We start from the raw sequence: 20,089 nt of genomic DNA, 5'->3' as shown, positions 1-20,089 counted from the left end.
CATTATATGTGGATAATATAGTTGATATTATATTATAATAGACGGACAAGACTGAGTATAAATACATTATAATAATATTGTGGACAAAGTATTGTGGAAAGAAATATTAGAAAAATTAATGATTATATGACGAATATTAACAAAAGTATATAGTTATACACAGTATTATCCACAGATTGTTGATAACTATAGTAATTGTTAATAAATAATCCACATTGTTATAACATGATAACAAAAAAACTCATAATTATCAACAATAAATAAAGATATCCACATACATAACAAGCTGTGAAAAAAATTATGAACAGACTATTGAATGAGAAAAGATTTAGAATGGTTTAGTTAAGGAGAGTGAATAGGTGTATAAATTAGGAAAGTATAAAGTAAGTATAATAGAAATACTTACTATTTTGATTCTATTTTCTATTAAAGTATCCCTATTTAGTAGTTTATTAGAAAATGAAAATATAAGTAAAATAGTTGTTTTTTTAAGTTTATTATATATGGTATGTATAATGTCTTTTGTGAGTTTATTTAATAATAAGATTAAAAAAATTCTATTTACACTATCATATGCTTTAATATCTATAATAATGTTTATGGATGTAATTTATTTTAAATATTTTAACCAGTTACCATCAATAATTTCGATGAAACAGGTTTTACAGTTAAACGCTATTAAGGATAGCATAAACTATCTGATAAGTAATAAGGAGCTATTATTACTAGGAGATATAATACCAATTTGTATATATACTATTTTTAAAAGTAATAGCGGAGTTCACAGTTATAAAAAGTATAGTTCATGCTTAACAATTACATTAGTCATAGCTATTGTAATTGTAACTACGTTTATAAATACTACTAGTACAAGTATTAATTTGTATATGCAAGAGTTTTTTAGCTATCATGTTAATGATATATATAGTTCGCTATTAGCAAAGAATGATATTAAAAATATAGACATGGTTTTTAATAATGAAGAAGAAACTTCTATAGAAAAAAGAAAGTACTATGGAATAGCAAAAGATAGAGATGTTATAACTATACAAGTTGAAAGTCTTCAGAATTTTGTAATAAACTCTCATTACGAGGGTCAAGAAATTACGCCAAATTTAAATAAACTCTTAAAAGAGGATAGTATATATTACAGTAATTACTATCAACAACTGGGTAGGGGTAATACTTCTGATGCAGAATTTGTAACTCATAATTCTCTATATCCCGCGATGGACGGGCAAACATATTCGAAATATTATAATAATAAATACTTTGGATTACCTTGGATACTAAAAGATATGGGTTATAGTACCATAGCTTTCCATGGATATGATGGTTCATTCTGGAATCGGGATAAGGCATATCCTTATCAAGGATTTGATAAGTTTATTAGTCAGAAAGACTTTGAGATAAAAGATCATATAGGATTTGGGTTGGCTGATAAGGATTTTTTTGATCAATCTATGGAACATATAAAGGAGCTTAAATCACCTTATTATGCCTTTCTAGTAACACTTACCAGTCATCATCCCTATGAAATACCAGATAAATATAAGACTATAAAACTTAATGATAAGCATAAAGGAACAATCTTTGGAAATTATATAGAATCAATACGTTATGCTGATGAAGCCATAGGGGAATTTATAGAAGATTTAAAGAAAGAAGGGCTTTATGATAATGCTATAATCAATATATACGGAGATCATTTTGGACTGTCATCTAAGGACGAAGAAATTAAGAATATAATGACGGACTACTTAGGTATTAAATATGATTTTGATGAGATGATGAATGTTCCTTTAATAATGCATATACCTAATAGTAATATATCTTTAAATCAAGATATAACTGGAGGGCAAATAGACTTCTTACCTACTGTGTTAAACTTACTAGGGATAGAGAATAAAAAGGGAATAATGATAGGGAGAGATCTAAACAATTCTAGCAGCGGTTTTGTAGCACAACAGACTTATATGATAAAAGGATCTTTTATTGCAGACGACATAATTTTTGAAATGTCTAGAGATGAAATATATTCCAACAGTAGAGCATGGAACACAAAAACTAAAGAAAAAATTGATGTTGAAGAGTGTAGAAAATGGTATGAAAAAGCTATTAAACAAATAAATCTATCGGATTATATACTAAGAAAAAACATATTGGAAAAAAGCATGGTGCAAATAGAAGAGTAGATATAAAATCTTGACAATAGCCGATATTACTAATATAATTTAATGGTAATGCTATGATAGCTGTTTATACCTTTTTTTGATAAAAATTATATTTTTATATATTAACTGCTATTAATTGAAGGAGGTGCATTTTAATGAAAAGAACTTATCAACCTAAAAGAAGACAAAGAAGTAAAGAGCATGGATTTAGAAAAAGAATGAGTACAAAATCAGGTAGAAATATATTAAAAAACCGTAGATTAAGAGGTAGAAAAAAATTATCAGCATAATTAAGGCCGCAAGTATTGTGGCCTTTTTATTCAATTTAAGGAGTTTTTTTAAATGAATAAAGATCAAACATTACGAAATAATAAAGAATTTAGATATGTTTATGATAAGGGTAAATCCTTTGCAAATAAGTATATTGTTATGTTTTTTATAAAAAATGAACTGGGATTTAACAGAGTTGGATTTTCTACTACTAAAAAGTTAGGTAATAGTGTGGTTAGAAATAAGTTTAAAAGAAGAATGAAAGAATCTTATAGATTGAATAAAGATAAGTTTAAGCAAGGGTACGATATAGTATTTTTATCTAGACCTTCAGCTAAAGATATAGATTATAAATCTATAGAAAGTGCCATACTACACTTAGGGAAGATTTCTAAACTCTTAATAAAAGGTTAATAAATATGAAAAAATTACTCCTATTTGCTATAAGAGCATATCAAAAGTTCGTTTCTCCTATAAAGCCTAGAACTTGTAGATTTTATCCTACATGCTCGACATATTCTATACAAGCAATAGAGAAGTACGGAGCATTAAAAGGTAGTCTTAAAAGTGTAAAAAGAATACTAAAGTGTCATCCATTTAATCCAGGAGGATATGATCCTCTAGAATAACTAAAGAAAGGGGCTACTATATGATAGATATATTTGCACGCCCATTAGGTGCTTTATTAAGGCTAATATATAACATGCTTACTAGTGCAAACTTGGATTTTAAATATGTATCAGCATATGCGATGTCAATTATAATAACTACAATCATATTTAAGTTGATACTATTGCCTTTAACTTTAAAGCAAACTAAGTCTATGAAGGCGTTACAAGACATACAGCCTAAGATGCAGGAATTGCAAAAAAAGTATAAAGATGATCAACAAACTTTAAGTATGAAAACTATGGAACTTTATAAAGAACATAACGTAAATCCTCTCGGAGGATGTTTGCCATTACTTCTTCAAATGCCTATATTATTTGCATACTTTAGAGTAATGCAATCACCAGTAAAGTATGTATTTGAAAGTGAAAAGGTATATGAAGCTATAAATAAAAGCTTTCTTTGGGTACAAAATATAGCTCTTGCACCTAGTGCTATGGTTAATGGTAGTGTAAACGAAATACAGGTGTTAGGATTTACTATACCACTTATAGCTGTAATAGCAGCTATAACAACTTATATTAGTAATAAAATGATGACTGCTTCTCAACCAGCAGCTAATGATCAAGCGGCATCTACTCAAAAAACTATGAATATAATGACACCTCTTATAATACTAATGTTTGGTTATAACTATGCAGTTGGACTTACACTGTATTGGACAGTATCTAATGTTTTCCAAATGATACAACAGTTTGCGATAAACAAAGCTTTAGATCGTAATGCTAAGGGGGAAGTAAAATAAAATGATGTCTGTGGTAAAAAATGCCAAGACTGTAGAAGAAGCTATAAGTCTAGGATTATCTGAGTTAGGTGTAGAAAAGGAAGAAGTTAATATAGAAGTTCTAAAGCAACCTACCAAAAGACTATTTGGTCTTATGGGAACTACGGATGCGGAGGTAAAACTTACAATTACTAATGACCCAGTAACTATGGCAGACAATTTTTTAAAAGAAATATTTGAAAAAATGAATATAAAGGGAAACTTTGAAATAGAAAGAAAGAAGAATGATCTCTTTATAGACATTACAGATATAAATAGTGTGGACAAGGGTATAATTATTGGGAAAAGAGGAAACACACTAGATTCTTTACAATATATATTAAGTCTAGCTTTAAACAAAGATAGAAGTAAGTATATTAGAATAGTTTTAGATACGGGAAACTATAGGGATAGAAGAGAGGAAACTCTTGTGGAGCTGGCTCATAAAATGGCAACTAAAGCTAAAAGCAATAAGAGACCTATAAAATTAGAGCCAATGAGTCCATACGAAAGAAGAATAATACACGCAGCTCTTCAAAATCAACCAGGGATATCAACTTATAGTGAAGGTGAAGATCCTTATAGAAGAATAGTTATAGAAAGTGAATAGAAATTACGATAGAATCCATAACTTATGGATTCTTTTTTATATATAAAAACAATATTGAGACGCTAGAAACTATAATTAAGACATTATTAATCACTTTTATGTAGTAAATATTTAGAATTAAAAATCTTAAAAGTAAGGACTTGCAAGTGAATTACTCACCACTTATAGAAGTGTGAGCTTCTTGGTCAATATCTCCAACGAGACAAGTTTATCCAAGCTAACCCCGTCGTACCGACGGTTAATATCTAATGACACAAAACAATACCAATTCAGTTCTTGGCGAGAACCCACCACATCAAGTGATTGTAGTGTCTCTATAGCCATACCAACGTCAAGGCTTGGTTTTCGCTCTTTTGGTATGGGACGAATAGGTTGAATATTTTACTCCGCAAACCATTTTCTTGCGAAAACCTTATATATTCAGTTGTGAAAGAACGCTGTAAATTTATTTTATCAAATATCTTGCCTGACGGCAATGAACTATCCATCCTCATCCTACACCCATATCTTCGGTGTGTAACGGTAGCTAGAGGTGGGGAATTCCACCCCATTTGTTAAAAATGTTTTGATTAATATGGGCGTGATAAAATAAGTAATCAAGCTCTAGTAAAGAAAGTAACAACACAGCTTTTAACCCTACAAGAAATGGGTGATGAACCAATAAAATTATTTATAAATAGTCAAGGAGGACATGTAGAAGCTAGTGGTACAATTCATGACATGATCAAGTTTGTTAAGACTCGTGTTATTGGTACTGGCTGGGTGACAAGTGCTGGTATTACAATTTATTTTGCATCGGGTAAACAAGATAGTTACTCTCTACCTATACTAGATATATGATACATTAGCCACTAGGCGGCTGTAGTGGTCAATCTACGGATATTCTTATTGAAGCAGATGAAATATTGAGAATTCGTAGTAGAATCAATGAATTAATTAGTGAAGCCCTAGAATATGGAATAGTAAATAAGACCATCTCAAAATATGATGAGTTGAAAAATCTATAAATAAATGATAATATTGTGCTCTTAACAAAATCAAGAACACTATATATTTTATCTTAGAAGAGAGTGAATATATTAATGACTGTTGTGGATAACAGTCATTTTTTATTTATATATAGATATCCACAATGGTAGATCTAAAATAAAAATTAATTTTATCCACAATATATATTTTAAAATAAAAAACTAGAATATCCACAAGTAATGAAATTTCAGGTAGAGAAGGACTATATTTAAAAATAATTTTAAATTATATGATTATAGATATATAAAATGTTTATATTATTTTAATCTACAAATTTGGTATACTATAATCAGAGAAGTAGTTTTAGTGTTTTTTAAAACTGAGTGAATCGCTTACTATAACTAAGGAGAACTAGTTACTTCAATATGATTTATAAAATTTAAAAGTATTAATTTTAAAGAGTATAAGAGGTGAAAAAAATGGATATAGACACTATAGCAGCAATTGCTACACCACCAGGAGAAGGTGGGATAGGAATAATAAGAATAAGTGGAAAAGATGCATTAGACATAGGAAATAAAATATTCTTAAATAGAGATAAAAAAACTTTGAAAGATTTAGAAGAGAGAAAGCTTAACTATGGATATGCTATAAATCCTAAAAGTAGTAAAAAGATAGATGAAGTAATGATAGTTTTTATTAAAGGACCAAAAACTTATACTACTGAAGATGTAGTAGAAGTTCACTGTCACGGGGGAACTATACCAGTAAGAAGAATACTTGAAGCTGTACTTGAGAGTGGGGCAAGACTTGCAGAACCAGGAGAATTTACAAAAAGAGCATTTTTAAATGGACGAATAGATTTAGCTCAAGCAGAAGCAGTAATGGATCTTATATCTGCTAAGACAGATTCTAGTTTTGATGTGTCTTTAAAACAACTGGAAGGAAGTATATCTAAAGAAGTATCTAACATGATGAGTACTATGTTAGAAATGCTTGCTCATATAGAAGCTTCTATAGATTTTCCAGAGGAACATGATGTTGATGAAATCACTTATGGACAATTAGAAGATGGTGGTAAATCTATATTAGAAAAAATAGAGAAGCTATTAGATACAGTTTATACAGGTAAAGTATTAAGAGAGGGTCTTAAAACAGTTATATTAGGAAAACCAAACGTAGGAAAATCATCTCTTATGAATGCTATACTAAGAGAAAGTAGGGCTATAGTAACGGATATACCTGGAACTACTAGGGACATAATAGAGGAGTATGTAAATATAAAGGGAATACCGTTAAAAATAATAGATACAGCTGGTATAAGAGAAACGGAAGATTTAGTTGAAAAAATAGGTGTTGATAAAGCAAAAGAAATATTAGAAAACTCAGACTTATCTATAGTAGTATTTGATGTATCTAGAGAACTAGATGATGAGGATTTAGAAATTATAGAACTAGTTAAACATAAGAAATCTATAGTTCTTCTTAATAAAACGGATTTACCTAAGAAGATAGATGAAGAAGATATAAAGAGATACCTACCTAATACAGCAATAATAAATACGGCTATTGTAGCAGGAAGAGGAATTGATATTTTAGAAGATACACTAAAATCAATGTTTTTATCTTCTGAAATTCAAATAAAAGATAACACCATAGTTACTAGTGTAAGACACAGAAATCAACTTCTAAAAGCTAAAGAAAATATGAAAGATGCATTAGAGTCTATAAATTTAGGAGTTCCTATAGACTGCGTAGAGGTAGATATTAAAAATGCTTATGAAAACTTAGGAGAGATTACTGGAGATACAGTTGGAGAAGATATTATAGATAAAATATTTAAAGATTTTTGTATAGGAAAGTAAATAGGCATTTTTACTATTATAACTATGAATATAACTAATAATAAATATAGGATCTATTTGAAAAATTAAGGGGATAAGAGATATGAAATATATTATCGAAACATCAAGGTTAAGGTTAAGGCATATAATGCATGATGACTTCCCAGAACTATGTAAGATATTGCAAAACATAGATGTTATGTATGCATGGGAACATGCATTTACAGATAATGAAGTAATGGAATGGATAGAAAAAAATATAGAACGATATAAAAAAGATGGATATAGTTATTTTCTAGCTATAGAAAAGGCAAATAATCAGATAGTAGGATTAATAGGTCCACTAGTGGAAGATATAGAAAGTGAAAGTCATATTGGTGTTGCATATATTTTAAATAAAGAACATTGGCACAAAGGTTATGCAGTAGAAGGAGTTAAAGCTTCTATAGATTATGCGTTTAAAACTCTTGGTGCAGAAAAGGTTATAGCACAAATTAGACCTGAAAATATAAATTCACGTAAGGTAGCTGAAAAACTAGGAATGATTGTTGAAGGTGAATATATAAAGTATTATAAGGGAAAAGAAATGCCTCATTTAATTTATAGTATTAAAAAAGATACTAAAATATAAGAAAAACAGAAAGGAAGAAATTTTCTTTATGAATAAAGGTTATTATGATGGTAAATATGATGTAATAGTTATAGGAGCTGGACATGCAGGATGCGAGGCAGCGCTAGCCACTGCAAGAATGGGAAAAAAGACTTTGATTTTAACAATGAGTTTAGATGCAATAGCACTTCTTGCTTGCAATCCATCGATAGGTGGAACTGGTAAAGGACACTTAGTAAAAGAAGTAGACGCATTAGGTGGAGAAATGGGATTAAACACAGACTATACAACTATTCAAAGCAGAATGCTGAATACAGCTAAAGGACCTGCTGTACACTCGCTAAGAACTCAAACAGATAAGTCTGAATATCAGATTAGAATGAAAAATATACTAGAAAATCAAGAGAACCTTGATTTAAGACAAGGAGAAGTTACTGAAATACTTGTTGAAGATGAAAAAGTAACAGGCGTGATAACTAGAATGGGAGCAAGATACGACACTAGTTCAGTTATAATATGTACAGGAACCTATTTAAAAGGTAGAATTTTTGTAGGAGACTTAAACTATGAAGGAGGACCAAATGGACTATATCCTTCTAATGAATTATCAGAATGTCTTAAAGGCTTAGGATTTGAAATGAGAAGGTTTAAAACTGGAACTCCTGCTAGAATTCATAGAAAAAGTGTAGATTTTAGTAAGGTAATAGAGCAACCAGGAGATGAAGAGATAATACCATTTTCATTTTTAACTGAAAAGATAGATATAGAACAGATATCTTGCTATTTAACATACACTAATGAGGAAACTCATAAGATCATAAGAGAAAACCTGCATAAATCCCCAATGTATTCTGGAGATGTAGATAGTATAGGTCCTAGATATTGCCCATCTATAGAAGATAAAATAGTTAGATTCTCAGATAAAAATAGACATCAAGTATTTTTAGAGCCAGAAGGAAAAGATACTCATGAAATGTATGTTCAGGGAATGTCATCTACACTTCCAGAAGAAGTTCTTGTTAAGATGATGAAAAGTGTTGAAGGACTTGAGGACGTCAAAATAATGAGAAGTGCATATGCTATAGAATATGACTGTATAGATCCTACTGAACTTAAAAGAACACTGGAATCTATGAGAATAGAAAATCTATTTTTTGCAGGTCAAATAAATGGAACTTCAGGATATGAGGAAGCTGCATCTCAAGGAATAGTAGCTGGAATTAATGCAGTTCTAAAGCTAAATGGACAAGACCCTATGATACTAGATAGATCTGAAGGATATATAGGGGTTCTGATAGATGACTTAGTAACTAAAGGAACTAATGAACCATATAGAATGATGACTTCTAGATCAGAATATAGACTTACATTAAGACAAGATAATGCAGATTTAAGACTTACTGAAAAAGGATATAAAGTGGGATTAGTTACTGAAGAAAGATATAAAAGGTATCTAGAAAAAAAAGAAGCAGTTGAGTCTGAACTAAAACGATTAAAAGATTTTAAAGTAAATCCTAGTAGGGAAATAAATGAAATTATAAAAGAACTGGGTACCTCAGAGTTAAAGACACCTACAACATTATATGACTTAATAAAAAGACCGGAATTAAACTATGATATAGTAGAAAAACTAGATACTGATAGACCAACTTTAAATAGAGAAGCTAGAATGCAAGTAGAAATTCAAATAAAATATGATGGATATATAGACAAGCAAATTCAACAAATAGAACAGTTCAAAAAACTTGAAAGTAAAAAATTAAGTCCAGACATGGATTATGAAGCCGTAAAAGGAATAAGATTAGAAGCAAGACAAAAGCTATCAGCTATAAAACCAGAGTCGGTAGGTCAAGCTTCTAGGATATCTGGTGTTTCACCAGCAGATATAAATGTACTTTTAATATATTTAGAGCAACAAAGAAGACTAGGGAAATAAGATATATAATACTAGAATATCTTTTCCAATGATGAATTCTAAGAATGGAAGTTTTAAAGTTGATTTAAAAGAAACGAACGAAAGTTATTTAGTAGAAGCAGATTTACCTATCATTAAAAAAGAAGATATTGATATAGATTTTAATAATAGTCATTTAATTATTAGTGCAAAAAGAAGTGAATCTATAAAAGATAAAGGAAGAAAGATTGATATTCACTAAATTTAAGATGTAGCTTTAATATATTTAAGAAATAAATGAGAATAAGAAAAAATAATAATATAAAAAAACAGATGAATTTTTAATTCATCTGTTTTTTTATTATTTATATATATATAATAAAATTTAAAAATAGAAATTATCTTAATGTGTAGAATAGATGTCTTTTACATCAAGCATAAGTAAAATATTTTTAGAAAAGATAGAGAACATCTTATTAGCTGCATCAGATGATGATACATTATTTTGATATATCCACCACTTTATAATTTCAATAAATATCGAAGAGTACACATTTTTCAATAATTCAAGAGGTATACCTGTTTGTTCAGCTGTGATAGAAATATTTATATTGTTGACTAGAATATTTGATAAAGTAGCTTTTAATTTATGTGAGAAATCATTACTTGTTGTGTCTTCCATAAGTATTTTAAATACAAGCCTCTGCTTCTTTACATTATCAAGAATTTTAATAACCTGAGTTATTTGAAAGTCGTCTTTTATATCATGACCTTTTTTTAATAATGTTAACGGTTCAAGCATTGAAAGAGTGTCATCCACTATTTCGTTATAAAGAGCACTTTTAGTTTCATAATGAGAATAAAAGGTCTTTCTATTAATCATAGATTTTTTAGATATATCTGTTACCGTAATATTATGATATCCTTTTTCTTCTAAAAGGGTAAGAAATGCCTTTCTAATCATAAATTTGCTTCGTATGATTCGTAAATCTGTTTTTTCTTTCACTATTTTCACCTCGCCTTGTGTATTATTTTATAGTTACTAATGAAATAATACAAGTAGCTATGTAAGCAAATATTTCCTCGGACATTAATATTAAGCAACAATTTATAAGAAGTTGTTGCTTATGTAACTTACTTAGGAATTATGACCATTGAAAGTGAAAAACAACCTCTATATACTATTTAAGTAACAAGGTGTTTATTAAGGGGAGGGGATGTTTAAATGAAGAATAAAAAATTAATAGCTTTAATTGCAGTACTTACATTAAGTATTACAGGGTGTAGTAGTACCAAAGATAAGGCCGTACATAGTGAGAAAAATGTGAAAGTTACTAAAGTGGGACAATCTAACTATTTAAAAGGAATTACACATTTAGGGATAGTCAAAGCAAAAGAAACAAAAAACTATGCTTTTCTCTCAGGCGGAAAGCTAGAGGAAATATATGTTGAAAAAGGGCAAAAGGTAAAAAAGGGAGACATTCTAGCAAAGCTAGATACATCAAATCTTGAGTTTTCAGCATCAATTATTGAAAATAATATTGATATTGCAAGGAATACTTTGAAAAAGACTAATGAAAGTTATGATACAAATATAAAAACTGCACAAACAAATATAAAAAACCTTGAGAACTCTATTAGTGCAGCAAAGGTGGCTGTAGATACAATGAAATCTAGTCTAGATGCATATGAAGAGCTTTATGCAGAAGGTGCAGTACCTGAAAAACAGTGGGAAGCAAAAAAGGCAGAATACAAATCTAAACAAGCAGAGTATGAGAACCTTTTAGGTAATTATAATATTGCAAAAGAAAATTTAGAAAACCTGAAAAAAACTAAGGAAAGTGATATAAATGCTGCTTCGGCAAATGTAGATATATCAACTATATCTCAAAGTCAAACACAAAAGAGTATAAGTGATTCAACTATTCACGCTGATTCAGATGGATATGTAATGGAGATCCCTTATAAAAAAGGAGAAATTATAGGAGGGGGATATCCTGTTGTAGTAGTAAAAAGCAAACAGATGGTAGTAACTATAGGCGTTGCAACAGAAAATATTGATAAAGTAAGGCTTGATAGTGTTATAAAAATTAATGATAAGGTAGATGGAAAAGTTGATAGCATATCACAGTATCCTGATGAGAAGACAAGAACTTATTCGGTAGATATCACTTTTGATTCAGATAGTTTTACAATAGGTGAGACAGTAGAAGTCAAGGTAATTACAGGTAGTGAAAATGGAAGTTTTGTGCCGATAGAGAGTGTATTTAATATTGATGGACTAGATTATGTTTACTGCGTTGGGGAAAAAAATCTAGTAAAGAGAAAACAAGTTTCGTTAGGAGAAATAAAAGGAAACAATGTAAGAGTTATAGGACTAGAAAGTAATGCAACTGTTATCAAAGAGGGAATAAAGACAATTAAAGAAAATGACACTGTTAAAATTTTAAAATAGAGAGAAGGTGATTAATAGTGAAAAAAATAAAGGTTTCGTTTATAAAATTATAGAAAAAAGACTTCTAGTAACAATAATAATGTTTATGTTAATTATAGGAGGCCTATTTTCTTATATATCAATACCTAAGCAACACTTCCCAGAAGTAGTTCTTCCTATTGCAACAGTAACTGTTGTTTATCCAGGAGCTTCTGCTGAAGATATGGAAGAGCTTGTAACCAAAAAGATTGAAGATGTGGCGATGGAGTCAGACGGTTTTGATTCTTGTTCATCACAGACTTTTAATAATGTAAGTGCTGTTATGGTAAAACTTGATATGAATATGAGTCAAGAAGAGGTAGATGACAGTTTTGATAAATTACGCCGAAAAATAAATGATATTACTCCTTCTTTACCTGATGGAGTTACAAAGGTATCTGTGGACACTGAAGTTATGGATACTGCAGGTCTTATACTTGCAGTATCAGGAGAAGGCGTTTCAGGAGACGAGTTAGCTCAGAGAACCGATGAATTAAAAGATAGATTAAAAATTATTGATGGAGTAAAAAAGGTTGATGTTTCAGGAAAACAAGAGTCAGAAGTATCTATAAAGGTTGATAGTGATAAATTAAATAATTTAGGATTATCCCTAGCAGAATTGTCAAAAGTTATTTCTGCACAAAACAGTATGATACCAACAGGAGCTATTGATGTTGACGATAGTGTTATAACTGTGACTTCTAGTGGTAAATTTGAAAGCATTGAAGAAATTAAAAATATTGTAATAGGATCATCAGATACAGGTGCTATTAGTAAACTATCTGATATTGCAAATGTAGAAATCAAAGTTCCAGACGATTCATCAAAATTTATGTACAATAAAAAAGATGCTAATGTAATATCACTTTACTTTAAGAGTGGTATAAATGTTGTGAGCTTTGGTGACTCCATACGAGATACAATAAATGATTTTAAGAAAACTTTACCGGATAATATAAAAGTAGAGGAAGTATACTTTCAACCTGATGTAGTAGGTGAAGCTGTCAATGGATTTGTAATAAATCTTATTGAGGCAATAGTTCTTGTACTTGTTGTATTAATGATAGGAATGAATCTAAGAAATGCTATTGTTGTATCTATAGCAATACCTTTGATTATACTTATGAACTTTATAGTTATGAAATTTATAGGTATTGATATACAATTTGTTTCATTAGCAGCTCTGATTGTTGTACTTGGTATGATGGTGGACAATGCCATTGTGGTTAGTGACTCAATACAAACTAGATTAGACAATGATGAAAGTGGAGACAGAATTAGTGCTGTTGTAAAAGGGACAAATGATGTTATTGTTCCAGTATTCATATCTATGCTAACAACAGTTTCAGCTTTTTTATCACTGATGACTCTTTCAGGGGCATATAAACAACTTATTTCTAGCTTACCTATTGTGATTATAGTTTGTCTTGTTTCATCGTTTATAGTTTCTGTATTTGTAACACCACTTATGTCATACTTTTTCCTTAGAAAGTCAAACGAAAAAAAGAAAGGTGGATCTCAAAAACTTACAGAATTATATGATAGAGTTTTTCAGCTAGCATTTAAAAACAAGAAGAAAGCGATATTAGTAGCTGTATCTATTATGATTGTATGCTCACTTTCTATAATATTTATAGATATGCAAGTTATACCGAAGGCATTTAAGGATGTTATTACGATTGAAATAACTGGAGATAATGAAAATGATATTAAAAAGACTGAAGATGTTGTAAATCAAATACAGAAAATTCTTGATAAACAGCCAGAGAAAAAATATTATCTTTCAGGTGTAGGAATAGGTGTACCAAGATATGATTATTCAATACTTCCTAAATCACAGCTCAAAAATGTAGGAGATATATTTGTAAGAGTAGACTTATCAAAAAGCAAAAGATTTAAAGATACATTTGAAATAGTTGAATATCTTCAAAAAGAGTTTGATGATAAGGTATCTGGAGGAAGAATTGTTGTAGATGAGCTAGGAATCATGGCTGGAACATCAAAGCCTATTGAGATGAAGATATATGGTAAAGATATTGATGATCTTAATGAAGCATCAGACAAAGTAGCTGAACTTATGAGTAGTATTAAGGGAACTAAAAACGTTAATATGGGAAGAGAAATATCAACCTATAATTATTATATAAATATGGATACGAAAAAGCTTAATTCTCTTGGTCTTATGAAAGCAGAAGTACAAAATGAGATTAGTATAGCTCTTATTGGAAGAAATATATCAACATATCGTCAGAATGGTAAGGAATATGATGTGGTTCTTGAAGGTGATATAGATAATAAGGAAAGACTTGAGAACTTTAAAGTAAAGTCATCAATTTTAGGAAACAAATATGATCTACAGCAATTCTCAGAAGTTGGAATTAATTCTGAGATGAGTTCAATAAGCAGGTTAGATGGACAAAGAGGAAGAGTAGTAGGCTGTTATGCTACCTCCGGTTATAGTGATATTACTATACAGAATAAGCTTGAAAAAATGATTGAAGAAACAGAATTCCCTGAGAGTATAAGATTTGAGAAGTCAGGAATGAAGAAAGATTTCTTAGAAGTACTAGAGTCTATAGGAGGCTCTGCACTAGTTTCGATATTTTTGATCTTTATGATACTTATTTATCAGTTTAATTCAATTAAGAAGTCTATTATGGTGTTTATATCAGTTCCATTTGGAGCTACAGCAGGTGTTGCGGCACTATATCTTACAGGAGAAAAGCTAACTTTCCTTGCTCTTATTGGTATTGCGAGTTTATTAGGATGTGTTTTAGCGAATGCGATTGTTTTAATTGAATTTATAAATAATGAAAAAGAAAATGGTGCCACAACTGAAGAAGCCTGTAAGTCAGCAGGGAAAAAGAGATTTATACCTATATTAATGAGCACTATGACTACTGTGCTTGGCTTAATTCCTCTTGCATTTGGTGGAGATGCATTATTTGTACCGATGGCAAGACTTATGATGATGGGACTTCTAGTATCAATGATTATTAATCTTACACTTGTACCAATAATATATTGTATGGTTGATAGTAAGGAGAAGAAGAATGAAGAGACAAAAAACAATAATATTTTAGCAAAGGAATAAAATTTAAAATAGATTTACTTTAACTAACATTGAATTCAACTTTTTAATAAATACTTGATAGAAAAGATTATTATAAATCATCTAGCTAAATTGTTTAGTACATAAGGCTAGATGATTTTTAATATTTAAAGTCATATTTTATAGAATGAAAATTAAAGAATAAGTATAAAGTATAAGTTAATATATCTAGATTTGATTAATTATGTTAAATTATTATGATATAATGAAATAATCTAAAGATGTAAAGTTTCGAAGGAGTGAAATAATGAGCAATATGGACACACTTATAAGTGGTTGTAAAGAGTTAGGAATAGAGTTAAATGAAAAGAAGATAGAACAATTTAGATTATACAAAGAACTATTACAAGAATGGAATGAAAAAATAAATATAACAGCTATAACAGATGATGTAGAAGTTGATATAAAACACTTTCTTGATAGTATCACTATATTCAAAACTCAAAAGATAATTAAGGGTAAAAGTATAATAGACATAGGAACTGGAGGAGGATTTCCAGGTGTACCAATAAAAATAATGGAAGATGGAACTGATGTTACGCTATTTGATAGCTTAAACAAGAGATTGATATTCTTAAATGAAGTAATATCTAAGTTAGGTTTAGAAAATATAAGAACTATTCATGGAAGAGCAGAAGAGTACGGAATAAAAGAAGAATATAGAGAATCTTTTGATATAGCAACTTCAAGAGCAGTTGCTTCACTTAATATATTAAGTGAATATTGTCTTCCTTTTGTAAAAGTAGGAGGCTACTTTATAGCTATGAAGGGTCCAGAGGTAGAAGAGGAAATAAAGGGTTCAGAGAATGCTATAAAACTTTTAGGTGGAAAAATTGAAGATAAAATAGATATTAAGCTTCCATCTAGTGATATAACACATAATTTGTTAATTATAAAAAAAATAAGCCATACTCCGACAAAATATCCAAGAGGTGGGGGCAAACCTAAGAAAAATCCGTTATAAAATCCGAGAAAACAATATAAAATGTAAAACGAAAATTAATGTTTTTAAGTTTTATAGAAGGAAGACAGACATTTTTGGAGAATTTTATATGATAAGAGTTTTTGGGGAAGAAGTACTTCGGGAGAGGATTGATGTAATGGGAAACTTGAATAGTGAAATAACTTACATTCCAATAGGACAAATAAAACCAAACCCTTATCAACCTAGAAAAGTTTTTGCTAGAAGATCACTAGAGGAATTAAGTCAATCTATAAAAACATTTGGAATATTGCAGCCTATTAGTGTAAGAAAAGTATCAGATCAAAACTATGAACTTATAGCAGGGGAAAGAAGATTAAGAGCAACTGAACTAGCACAAATAGAAAGTATACCAGCAGTAATAGTAGATGTTAAAGATAAAGATTCAGCTATGTTGGCTCTTTTAGAGAACTTACAAAGAGAAGACCTAAACTTTATAGAGGAATCCGAAGGTTACTACAACTTAATAAATGACCATGGATTTACACAGCAGGAATTAGCAGAACAGTTAGGAAAAAGTCAGTCTACTATTGCAAACAAATTAAGAATACTTAGATTATCTGAGAGCATAAAAAAAGATATAATAGATAATTCGCTAACTGAAAGACATGCTAGAGCACTATTAAGACTTCCTGATGAAAGCTTGCAAAAGTCTGTTTTAAAAAAAGTAATACAAAATGAGTTAACAGTTAAAAGGACAGAGAACCTAATAAGTGATTTATTAGAAGATATAACTAAACAAAAGGAAACTGAACATAAAAGTAAACAGAAAATAAAAAACTTAATTAACTTTAGGATATATTTAAATACACTTAAAAATGCATATACAGCTATAAAAGATAGTGGGGTAGAAGCTGAGTATGAACAAAAAGATATGGGTGACTTTATAGAGGTTAAGGTAAAAATACCTAAAAACTAGAACTGGACAAGCACTATCAGTATTTTTTGAAGTTAATAATATTGATAGTGTTTTTTGTTATCTTTAAAATATATTAGGATTACTCTATAATAGTATATATGTAAAATATTCGCATGAATTGGAAAGGTGATATAGATGAATATAAAGGATGAGGTAGTCTATCTAGATATTTATTCGATTAGTCCTAATAAAGATCAGCCAAGAAAAAAATTTGATAAAGAAGCGATTGATAGTCTCTCAGATTCCATAAAGAACCATGGTGTAATTCAACCGATAATAGTTAGACAAAAGGAAAATGGGTATGAGATAATAGCGGGGGAGAGAAGATGGAGAGCTGCTAGAGTATCGGGATTAACTAAGATACCATCTATAGTAAAGAATATAGAAGAGTTAGAAGTAGCGCAGATAGCTTTAGTAGAAAACATTCAAAGAGAGAATTTAAATCCTATAGAAGAAGGTCTAGCTTTTAAAGAACTTATAGATCAACATAAATTAACACAAGAGAAGATAGGAAAGTTATTAGGAAAAAGTAGACCATATGTGGCAAATACCATAAGACTTTTAAATTTAGAGAGCGAAGTAATAGATCTTTTAATGAATGAAGAAATAACTAGCGGACATGGAAGAGCAATACTAGGACTTAAAGATATAAAAAAACAAGTAATGCTAGCTAGATTAATAGTTGAAAAAGATTTAAGTGTAAGAGAAACAGAAAAATTAGTTAAAGAACTAAATTGTGAAAAAGAAAAAGTATATAGTTTAAAAGAAATAGATCCTGTAATATCAGATATAGAGCAAGCTCTTAGAGAAAGTCTTGGAACAAAGGTTCAAATAGTCAAGGGTAAGAACAAAGGTAAAATAGAGATAGAATACTATAGCGACGAGGAACTTGATAGAATTATAGAACTGATATCTAAATAATTGTTTTACGTGGAACATAATAAAATACCCTATCAGATTAAGGAGTGTTGTCAAGTGCAGATAATAATGTATCAAGCAAACGCTTTTACAGACGAACTATTTGAGGGAAGTCCAACTGGAATAGTCCCTGATGCTAGCAATTTAACTGAAGAAGATATGAAGAGAATAGTTAAAATAACTAATCTAGATAAGATTGCATTTGTTACTAAAAATGATGATGAATGCTATACTATAAGATTTTTTACTCCTGAAGAAGAAATAACTTTCTGTGATTGTGGAAGCGTAGCTTCTTTTTATGCTCTTGCGCAGAGAGGTTATATAAAAGGGGTAAAGAATGGGGTAGTGAGAGTATATCAATGTTCTAAGGTAGGTAAAAAACCTATAGATATTTATTTTAAGGATTGGCAAGTAGAAAAAGTAGAGTTATATGAAGATAGACCAATATCACTAGGACAGTATTCTAATTTAGAAGAACTAAGTTCTATATTAAACATTAATAAAGAAGATATTGGTATAGGAACAATGAATCTGAAGCCTGAAATACTCTTTACTGGAATAAAAGACATGATTATACCGGTAAGAAGCAATGATATAATAGACAATTTAACTTTGAATATGAATAAGTTAAAAAATAGTATTGGGATGAGTGATTTAGATAAAATACATGTATTTTCAATAGATGAGAATGAGATAATTAATTATAAGAACTTTGAATTTATGAGAAGTGAAGACTGTGTAAATGAAGATACAAGCTCCGGACTAATATATTATATAAAGAAAAACAAACTATTGAATAAAGACAATATTATATATCGAGATAAATCCTTTACAAATAGACATAATTATATTCATTGTGAAATTATAGAAGGTAAAGAGGGATTCCCTATGAAAATCGCAGGAAGAGCCAGTATATACCTAGAAGGGGTAGTGACTTTTGGGTAGATGGTAACTAAGCGAAAGATGTGAGATAATAATTTAAGTGATCTCACGTCTTTTTTTATGATTAGATTAATATATTAAGTAATATATAGGTATCATGTCCACAATTTACATGAACTATATTTACTTATATTCAAAAAAAATACAGTCAGGCAAATCTAAACGTTCCAAAAGAAAATTATGTTTATTTATAAGAACAACATCATTGTATAATAAATAACATACATTGACAATCGACCATATCACGTATTAAACTTAGAAGTGTAGAAAGTAAAAAAGAGTCGAAACACAAATATATATTTATAAATATATATTATTTTATTATAAAAACAATATATATTTTTAGGACATGTGTTAAATATTCTACAAATATATATTTGTAGAATATAATCTATATAAATTATATATAGTTACTATATTTAAGGAGGTTAACAAATGGAATTTATATTTGACTGGGAAGAAAATGAAGAAAACATTAAGCAACTTAAGTATGTAATTAATGAAAACAAGAATAAAAAAGGTGCATTAATGCCAGTTCTACATGAAGCACAACATTTATTCGGATATTTACCAATTGAAGTTCAGAGAATAATCTCAGAAGGTCTTAATATACCATTAGCTGAGATATACGGAGTAATAACATTCTACTCACAATTTACTTTAATACCAAAAGGTAAATATGAAATAGGGGTTTGCCTAGGTACAGCTTGCTATGTTAAAGGTGCTCAAGCTTTAATAGATGAGATAAAGAAAGATCTTAAATTAGAAGTTGGTAAAACTACTAGTGATAGAAAATTCTCACTAATTGCAACTAGATGTATAGGTGCATGTGGACTAGCTCCAGTTCTGTCTGTAAATGAAGAAGTTTACGGTAGACTTAAGGCAGAAGATGTAAAAGGTATACTAGAAAAATATAAGAATGATAACTAGAAATATAAAA

At 29.5% G+C, this 20,089-nt stretch carries 19 protein-coding genes and 1 pseudogene; 19 read left to right on the top strand and 1 reads right to left on the bottom strand.

All coding sequences use genetic code 11. The features are described 5' to 3' along the window. The first annotated feature begins 359 nt into the window (after nucleotides 1-359). From CURI_RS14810 to CURI_RS14760, 12 genes and pseudogenes are all read left to right on the top strand, one after another. Complete coding sequence (locus CURI_RS14810; RefSeq protein ID WP_014969058.1) at nucleotides 360-2,195, top strand: LTA synthase family protein; 1,836 nt, start codon at nucleotides 360-362, stop codon at nucleotides 2,193-2,195. A gap of 134 nt (nucleotides 2,196-2,329) precedes the next feature. Further along, nucleotides 2,330-2,464, top strand: a complete 135-nt coding sequence (gene rpmH, locus CURI_RS14805; protein ID WP_041701849.1) for a 50S ribosomal protein L34 — start codon at nucleotides 2,330-2,332, stop codon at nucleotides 2,462-2,464. 52 nt (nucleotides 2,465-2,516) lie between these two features. Then, entirely contained in the window at nucleotides 2,517-2,858 is a 342-nt protein-coding gene (rnpA, locus tag CURI_RS14800; RefSeq protein WP_014969057.1) for a ribonuclease P protein component, read from the top strand. A 5-nt stretch (nucleotides 2,859-2,863) separates the two neighbouring features. Then, nucleotides 2,864-3,073, top strand: a complete 210-nt coding sequence (gene yidD, locus CURI_RS14795; RefSeq protein WP_014969056.1) for a membrane protein insertion efficiency factor YidD — start codon at nucleotides 2,864-2,866, stop codon at nucleotides 3,071-3,073. Nucleotides 3,074-3,093: 20 nt separating this feature from the next. Further along, complete coding sequence (locus CURI_RS14790) at nucleotides 3,094-3,858, top strand: YidC/Oxa1 family membrane protein insertase (RefSeq protein ID WP_014969055.1); 765 nt, start codon at nucleotides 3,094-3,096, stop codon at nucleotides 3,856-3,858. A gap of 1 nt (nucleotide 3,859) precedes the next feature. Continuing rightward, nucleotides 3,860-4,486 carry an RNA-binding cell elongation regulator Jag/EloR gene (jag, locus tag CURI_RS14785; RefSeq protein WP_014969054.1) on the top strand — a complete coding sequence of 209 codons (627 nt, stop codon included), beginning with the start codon at nucleotides 3,860-3,862 and terminating at the stop codon, nucleotides 4,484-4,486. A gap of 588 nt (nucleotides 4,487-5,074) precedes the next feature. Beyond that, nucleotides 5,075-5,326, top strand: coding sequence for an ATP-dependent Clp protease proteolytic subunit (locus CURI_RS16430; RefSeq protein ID WP_266354010.1), 252 nt, complete (start codon nucleotides 5,075-5,077; stop codon nucleotides 5,324-5,326). Nucleotides 5,327-5,346: 20 nt separating this feature from the next. After that, nucleotides 5,347-5,493: pseudogene (locus CURI_RS16600) on the top strand (hypothetical protein); the annotation flags it as partial. 441 nt (nucleotides 5,494-5,934) lie between these two features. Next, nucleotides 5,935-7,320, top strand: coding sequence for a tRNA uridine-5-carboxymethylaminomethyl(34) synthesis GTPase MnmE (gene mnmE / locus CURI_RS14775; RefSeq protein ID WP_014969052.1), 1,386 nt, complete (start codon nucleotides 5,935-5,937; stop codon nucleotides 7,318-7,320). Nucleotides 7,321-7,402: 82 nt separating this feature from the next. Next, nucleotides 7,403-7,930: a GNAT family N-acetyltransferase gene (locus tag CURI_RS14770; RefSeq protein WP_014969051.1), complete on the top strand. Its 528-nt coding sequence runs from the start codon at nucleotides 7,403-7,405 to the stop codon at nucleotides 7,928-7,930. 28 nt (nucleotides 7,931-7,958) lie between these two features. Continuing rightward, on the top strand, nucleotides 7,959-9,845 hold the full coding sequence (gene mnmG / locus CURI_RS14765; RefSeq protein ID WP_014969050.1) for a tRNA uridine-5-carboxymethylaminomethyl(34) synthesis enzyme MnmG: 1,887 nt from the start codon (nucleotides 7,959-7,961) through the stop codon (nucleotides 9,843-9,845). A 28-nt stretch (nucleotides 9,846-9,873) separates the two neighbouring features. Continuing rightward, nucleotides 9,874-10,065, top strand: a complete 192-nt coding sequence (locus CURI_RS14760; protein WP_014969049.1) for an Hsp20 family protein — start codon at nucleotides 9,874-9,876, stop codon at nucleotides 10,063-10,065. A gap of 141 nt (nucleotides 10,066-10,206) precedes the next feature. Here CURI_RS14760 and CURI_RS14755 read toward each other — a convergent pair whose 3' ends face one another. Then, nucleotides 10,207-10,809, bottom strand: coding sequence for a TetR/AcrR family transcriptional regulator (locus CURI_RS14755; RefSeq protein WP_014969048.1), 603 nt, complete (start codon nucleotides 10,807-10,809; stop codon nucleotides 10,207-10,209). A gap of 219 nt (nucleotides 10,810-11,028) precedes the next feature. Here CURI_RS14755 and CURI_RS14750 point away from each other — a divergent pair, with 219 nt between their 5' ends. From CURI_RS14750 to CURI_RS14720, 7 genes are all read left to right on the top strand, one after another. After that, entirely contained in the window at nucleotides 11,029-12,258 is a 1,230-nt protein-coding gene (locus CURI_RS14750) for an efflux RND transporter periplasmic adaptor subunit (protein ID WP_014969047.1), read from the top strand. A gap of 7 nt (nucleotides 12,259-12,265) precedes the next feature. Beyond that, nucleotides 12,266-15,370: an efflux RND transporter permease subunit gene (locus CURI_RS14745; protein ID WP_014969046.1), complete on the top strand. Its 3,105-nt coding sequence runs from the start codon at nucleotides 12,266-12,268 to the stop codon at nucleotides 15,368-15,370. Nucleotides 15,371-15,635: 265 nt separating this feature from the next. After that, complete coding sequence (gene rsmG, locus CURI_RS14740) at nucleotides 15,636-16,352, top strand: 16S rRNA (guanine(527)-N(7))-methyltransferase RsmG (protein WP_014969045.1); 717 nt, start codon at nucleotides 15,636-15,638, stop codon at nucleotides 16,350-16,352. Nucleotides 16,353-16,440: 88 nt separating this feature from the next. Continuing rightward, the gene (gene noc / locus CURI_RS14735; protein WP_014969044.1) at nucleotides 16,441-17,289 is read left to right on the top strand and encodes a nucleoid occlusion protein; all 849 of its coding nucleotides are present in this window, start codon (nucleotides 16,441-16,443) and stop codon (nucleotides 17,287-17,289) included. Nucleotides 17,290-17,424: 135 nt separating this feature from the next. Beyond that, the gene (locus CURI_RS14730) at nucleotides 17,425-18,210 is read left to right on the top strand and encodes a ParB/RepB/Spo0J family partition protein (RefSeq protein WP_014969043.1); all 786 of its coding nucleotides are present in this window, start codon (nucleotides 17,425-17,427) and stop codon (nucleotides 18,208-18,210) included. A gap of 54 nt (nucleotides 18,211-18,264) precedes the next feature. After that, a complete protein-coding gene (locus CURI_RS14725; protein ID WP_014969042.1) occupies nucleotides 18,265-19,152 on the top strand; it encodes a PhzF family phenazine biosynthesis protein in 888 nt (295 codons plus the stop codon). A 432-nt stretch (nucleotides 19,153-19,584) separates the two neighbouring features. After that, entirely contained in the window at nucleotides 19,585-20,079 is a 495-nt protein-coding gene (locus CURI_RS14720; protein WP_014969041.1) for an NADH-quinone oxidoreductase subunit NuoE family protein, read from the top strand. The last annotated feature ends 10 nt before the right edge of the window (nucleotides 20,080-20,089 follow it).

Source organism: Gottschalkia acidurici 9a (assembly GCF_000299355.1).
Classification (GTDB): Bacteria; Bacillota; Clostridia; order Tissierellales; family Gottschalkiaceae; genus Gottschalkia; species Gottschalkia acidurici.
Note: the sequence above shows the minus strand (reverse complement) of the source record. Positions and strands in the feature narration are given on the sequence as shown.

Coding starts and splice junctions, on each gene's coding strand:
- rpmH (WP_041701849.1), top strand. CDS start 2,330: ATGAAAAGAACTTATCAACCTAAAAGAAGACAAAGAAGTAAAGAGCAT.
- rnpA (WP_014969057.1), top strand. CDS start 2,517: ATGAATAAAGATCAAACATTACGAAATAATAAAGAATTTAGATATGTT.
- yidD (WP_014969056.1), top strand. CDS start 2,864: ATGAAAAAATTACTCCTATTTGCTATAAGAGCATATCAAAAGTTCGTT.
- CURI_RS14790 (WP_014969055.1), top strand. CDS start 3,094: ATGATAGATATATTTGCACGCCCATTAGGTGCTTTATTAAGGCTAATA.
- jag (WP_014969054.1), top strand. CDS start 3,860: ATGATGTCTGTGGTAAAAAATGCCAAGACTGTAGAAGAAGCTATAAGT.
- mnmE (WP_014969052.1), top strand. CDS start 5,935: ATGGATATAGACACTATAGCAGCAATTGCTACACCACCAGGAGAAGGT.
- CURI_RS14770 (WP_014969051.1), top strand. CDS start 7,403: ATGAAATATATTATCGAAACATCAAGGTTAAGGTTAAGGCATATAATG.
- mnmG (WP_014969050.1), top strand. CDS start 7,959: ATGAATAAAGGTTATTATGATGGTAAATATGATGTAATAGTTATAGGA.
- CURI_RS14760 (WP_014969049.1), top strand. CDS start 9,874: ATGATGAATTCTAAGAATGGAAGTTTTAAAGTTGATTTAAAAGAAACG.
- CURI_RS14750 (WP_014969047.1), top strand. CDS start 11,029: ATGAAGAATAAAAAATTAATAGCTTTAATTGCAGTACTTACATTAAGT.
- rsmG (WP_014969045.1), top strand. CDS start 15,636: ATGAGCAATATGGACACACTTATAAGTGGTTGTAAAGAGTTAGGAATA.
- noc (WP_014969044.1), top strand. CDS start 16,441: ATGATAAGAGTTTTTGGGGAAGAAGTACTTCGGGAGAGGATTGATGTA.
- CURI_RS14730 (WP_014969043.1), top strand. CDS start 17,425: ATGAATATAAAGGATGAGGTAGTCTATCTAGATATTTATTCGATTAGT.
- CURI_RS14720 (WP_014969041.1), top strand. CDS start 19,585: ATGGAATTTATATTTGACTGGGAAGAAAATGAAGAAAACATTAAGCAA.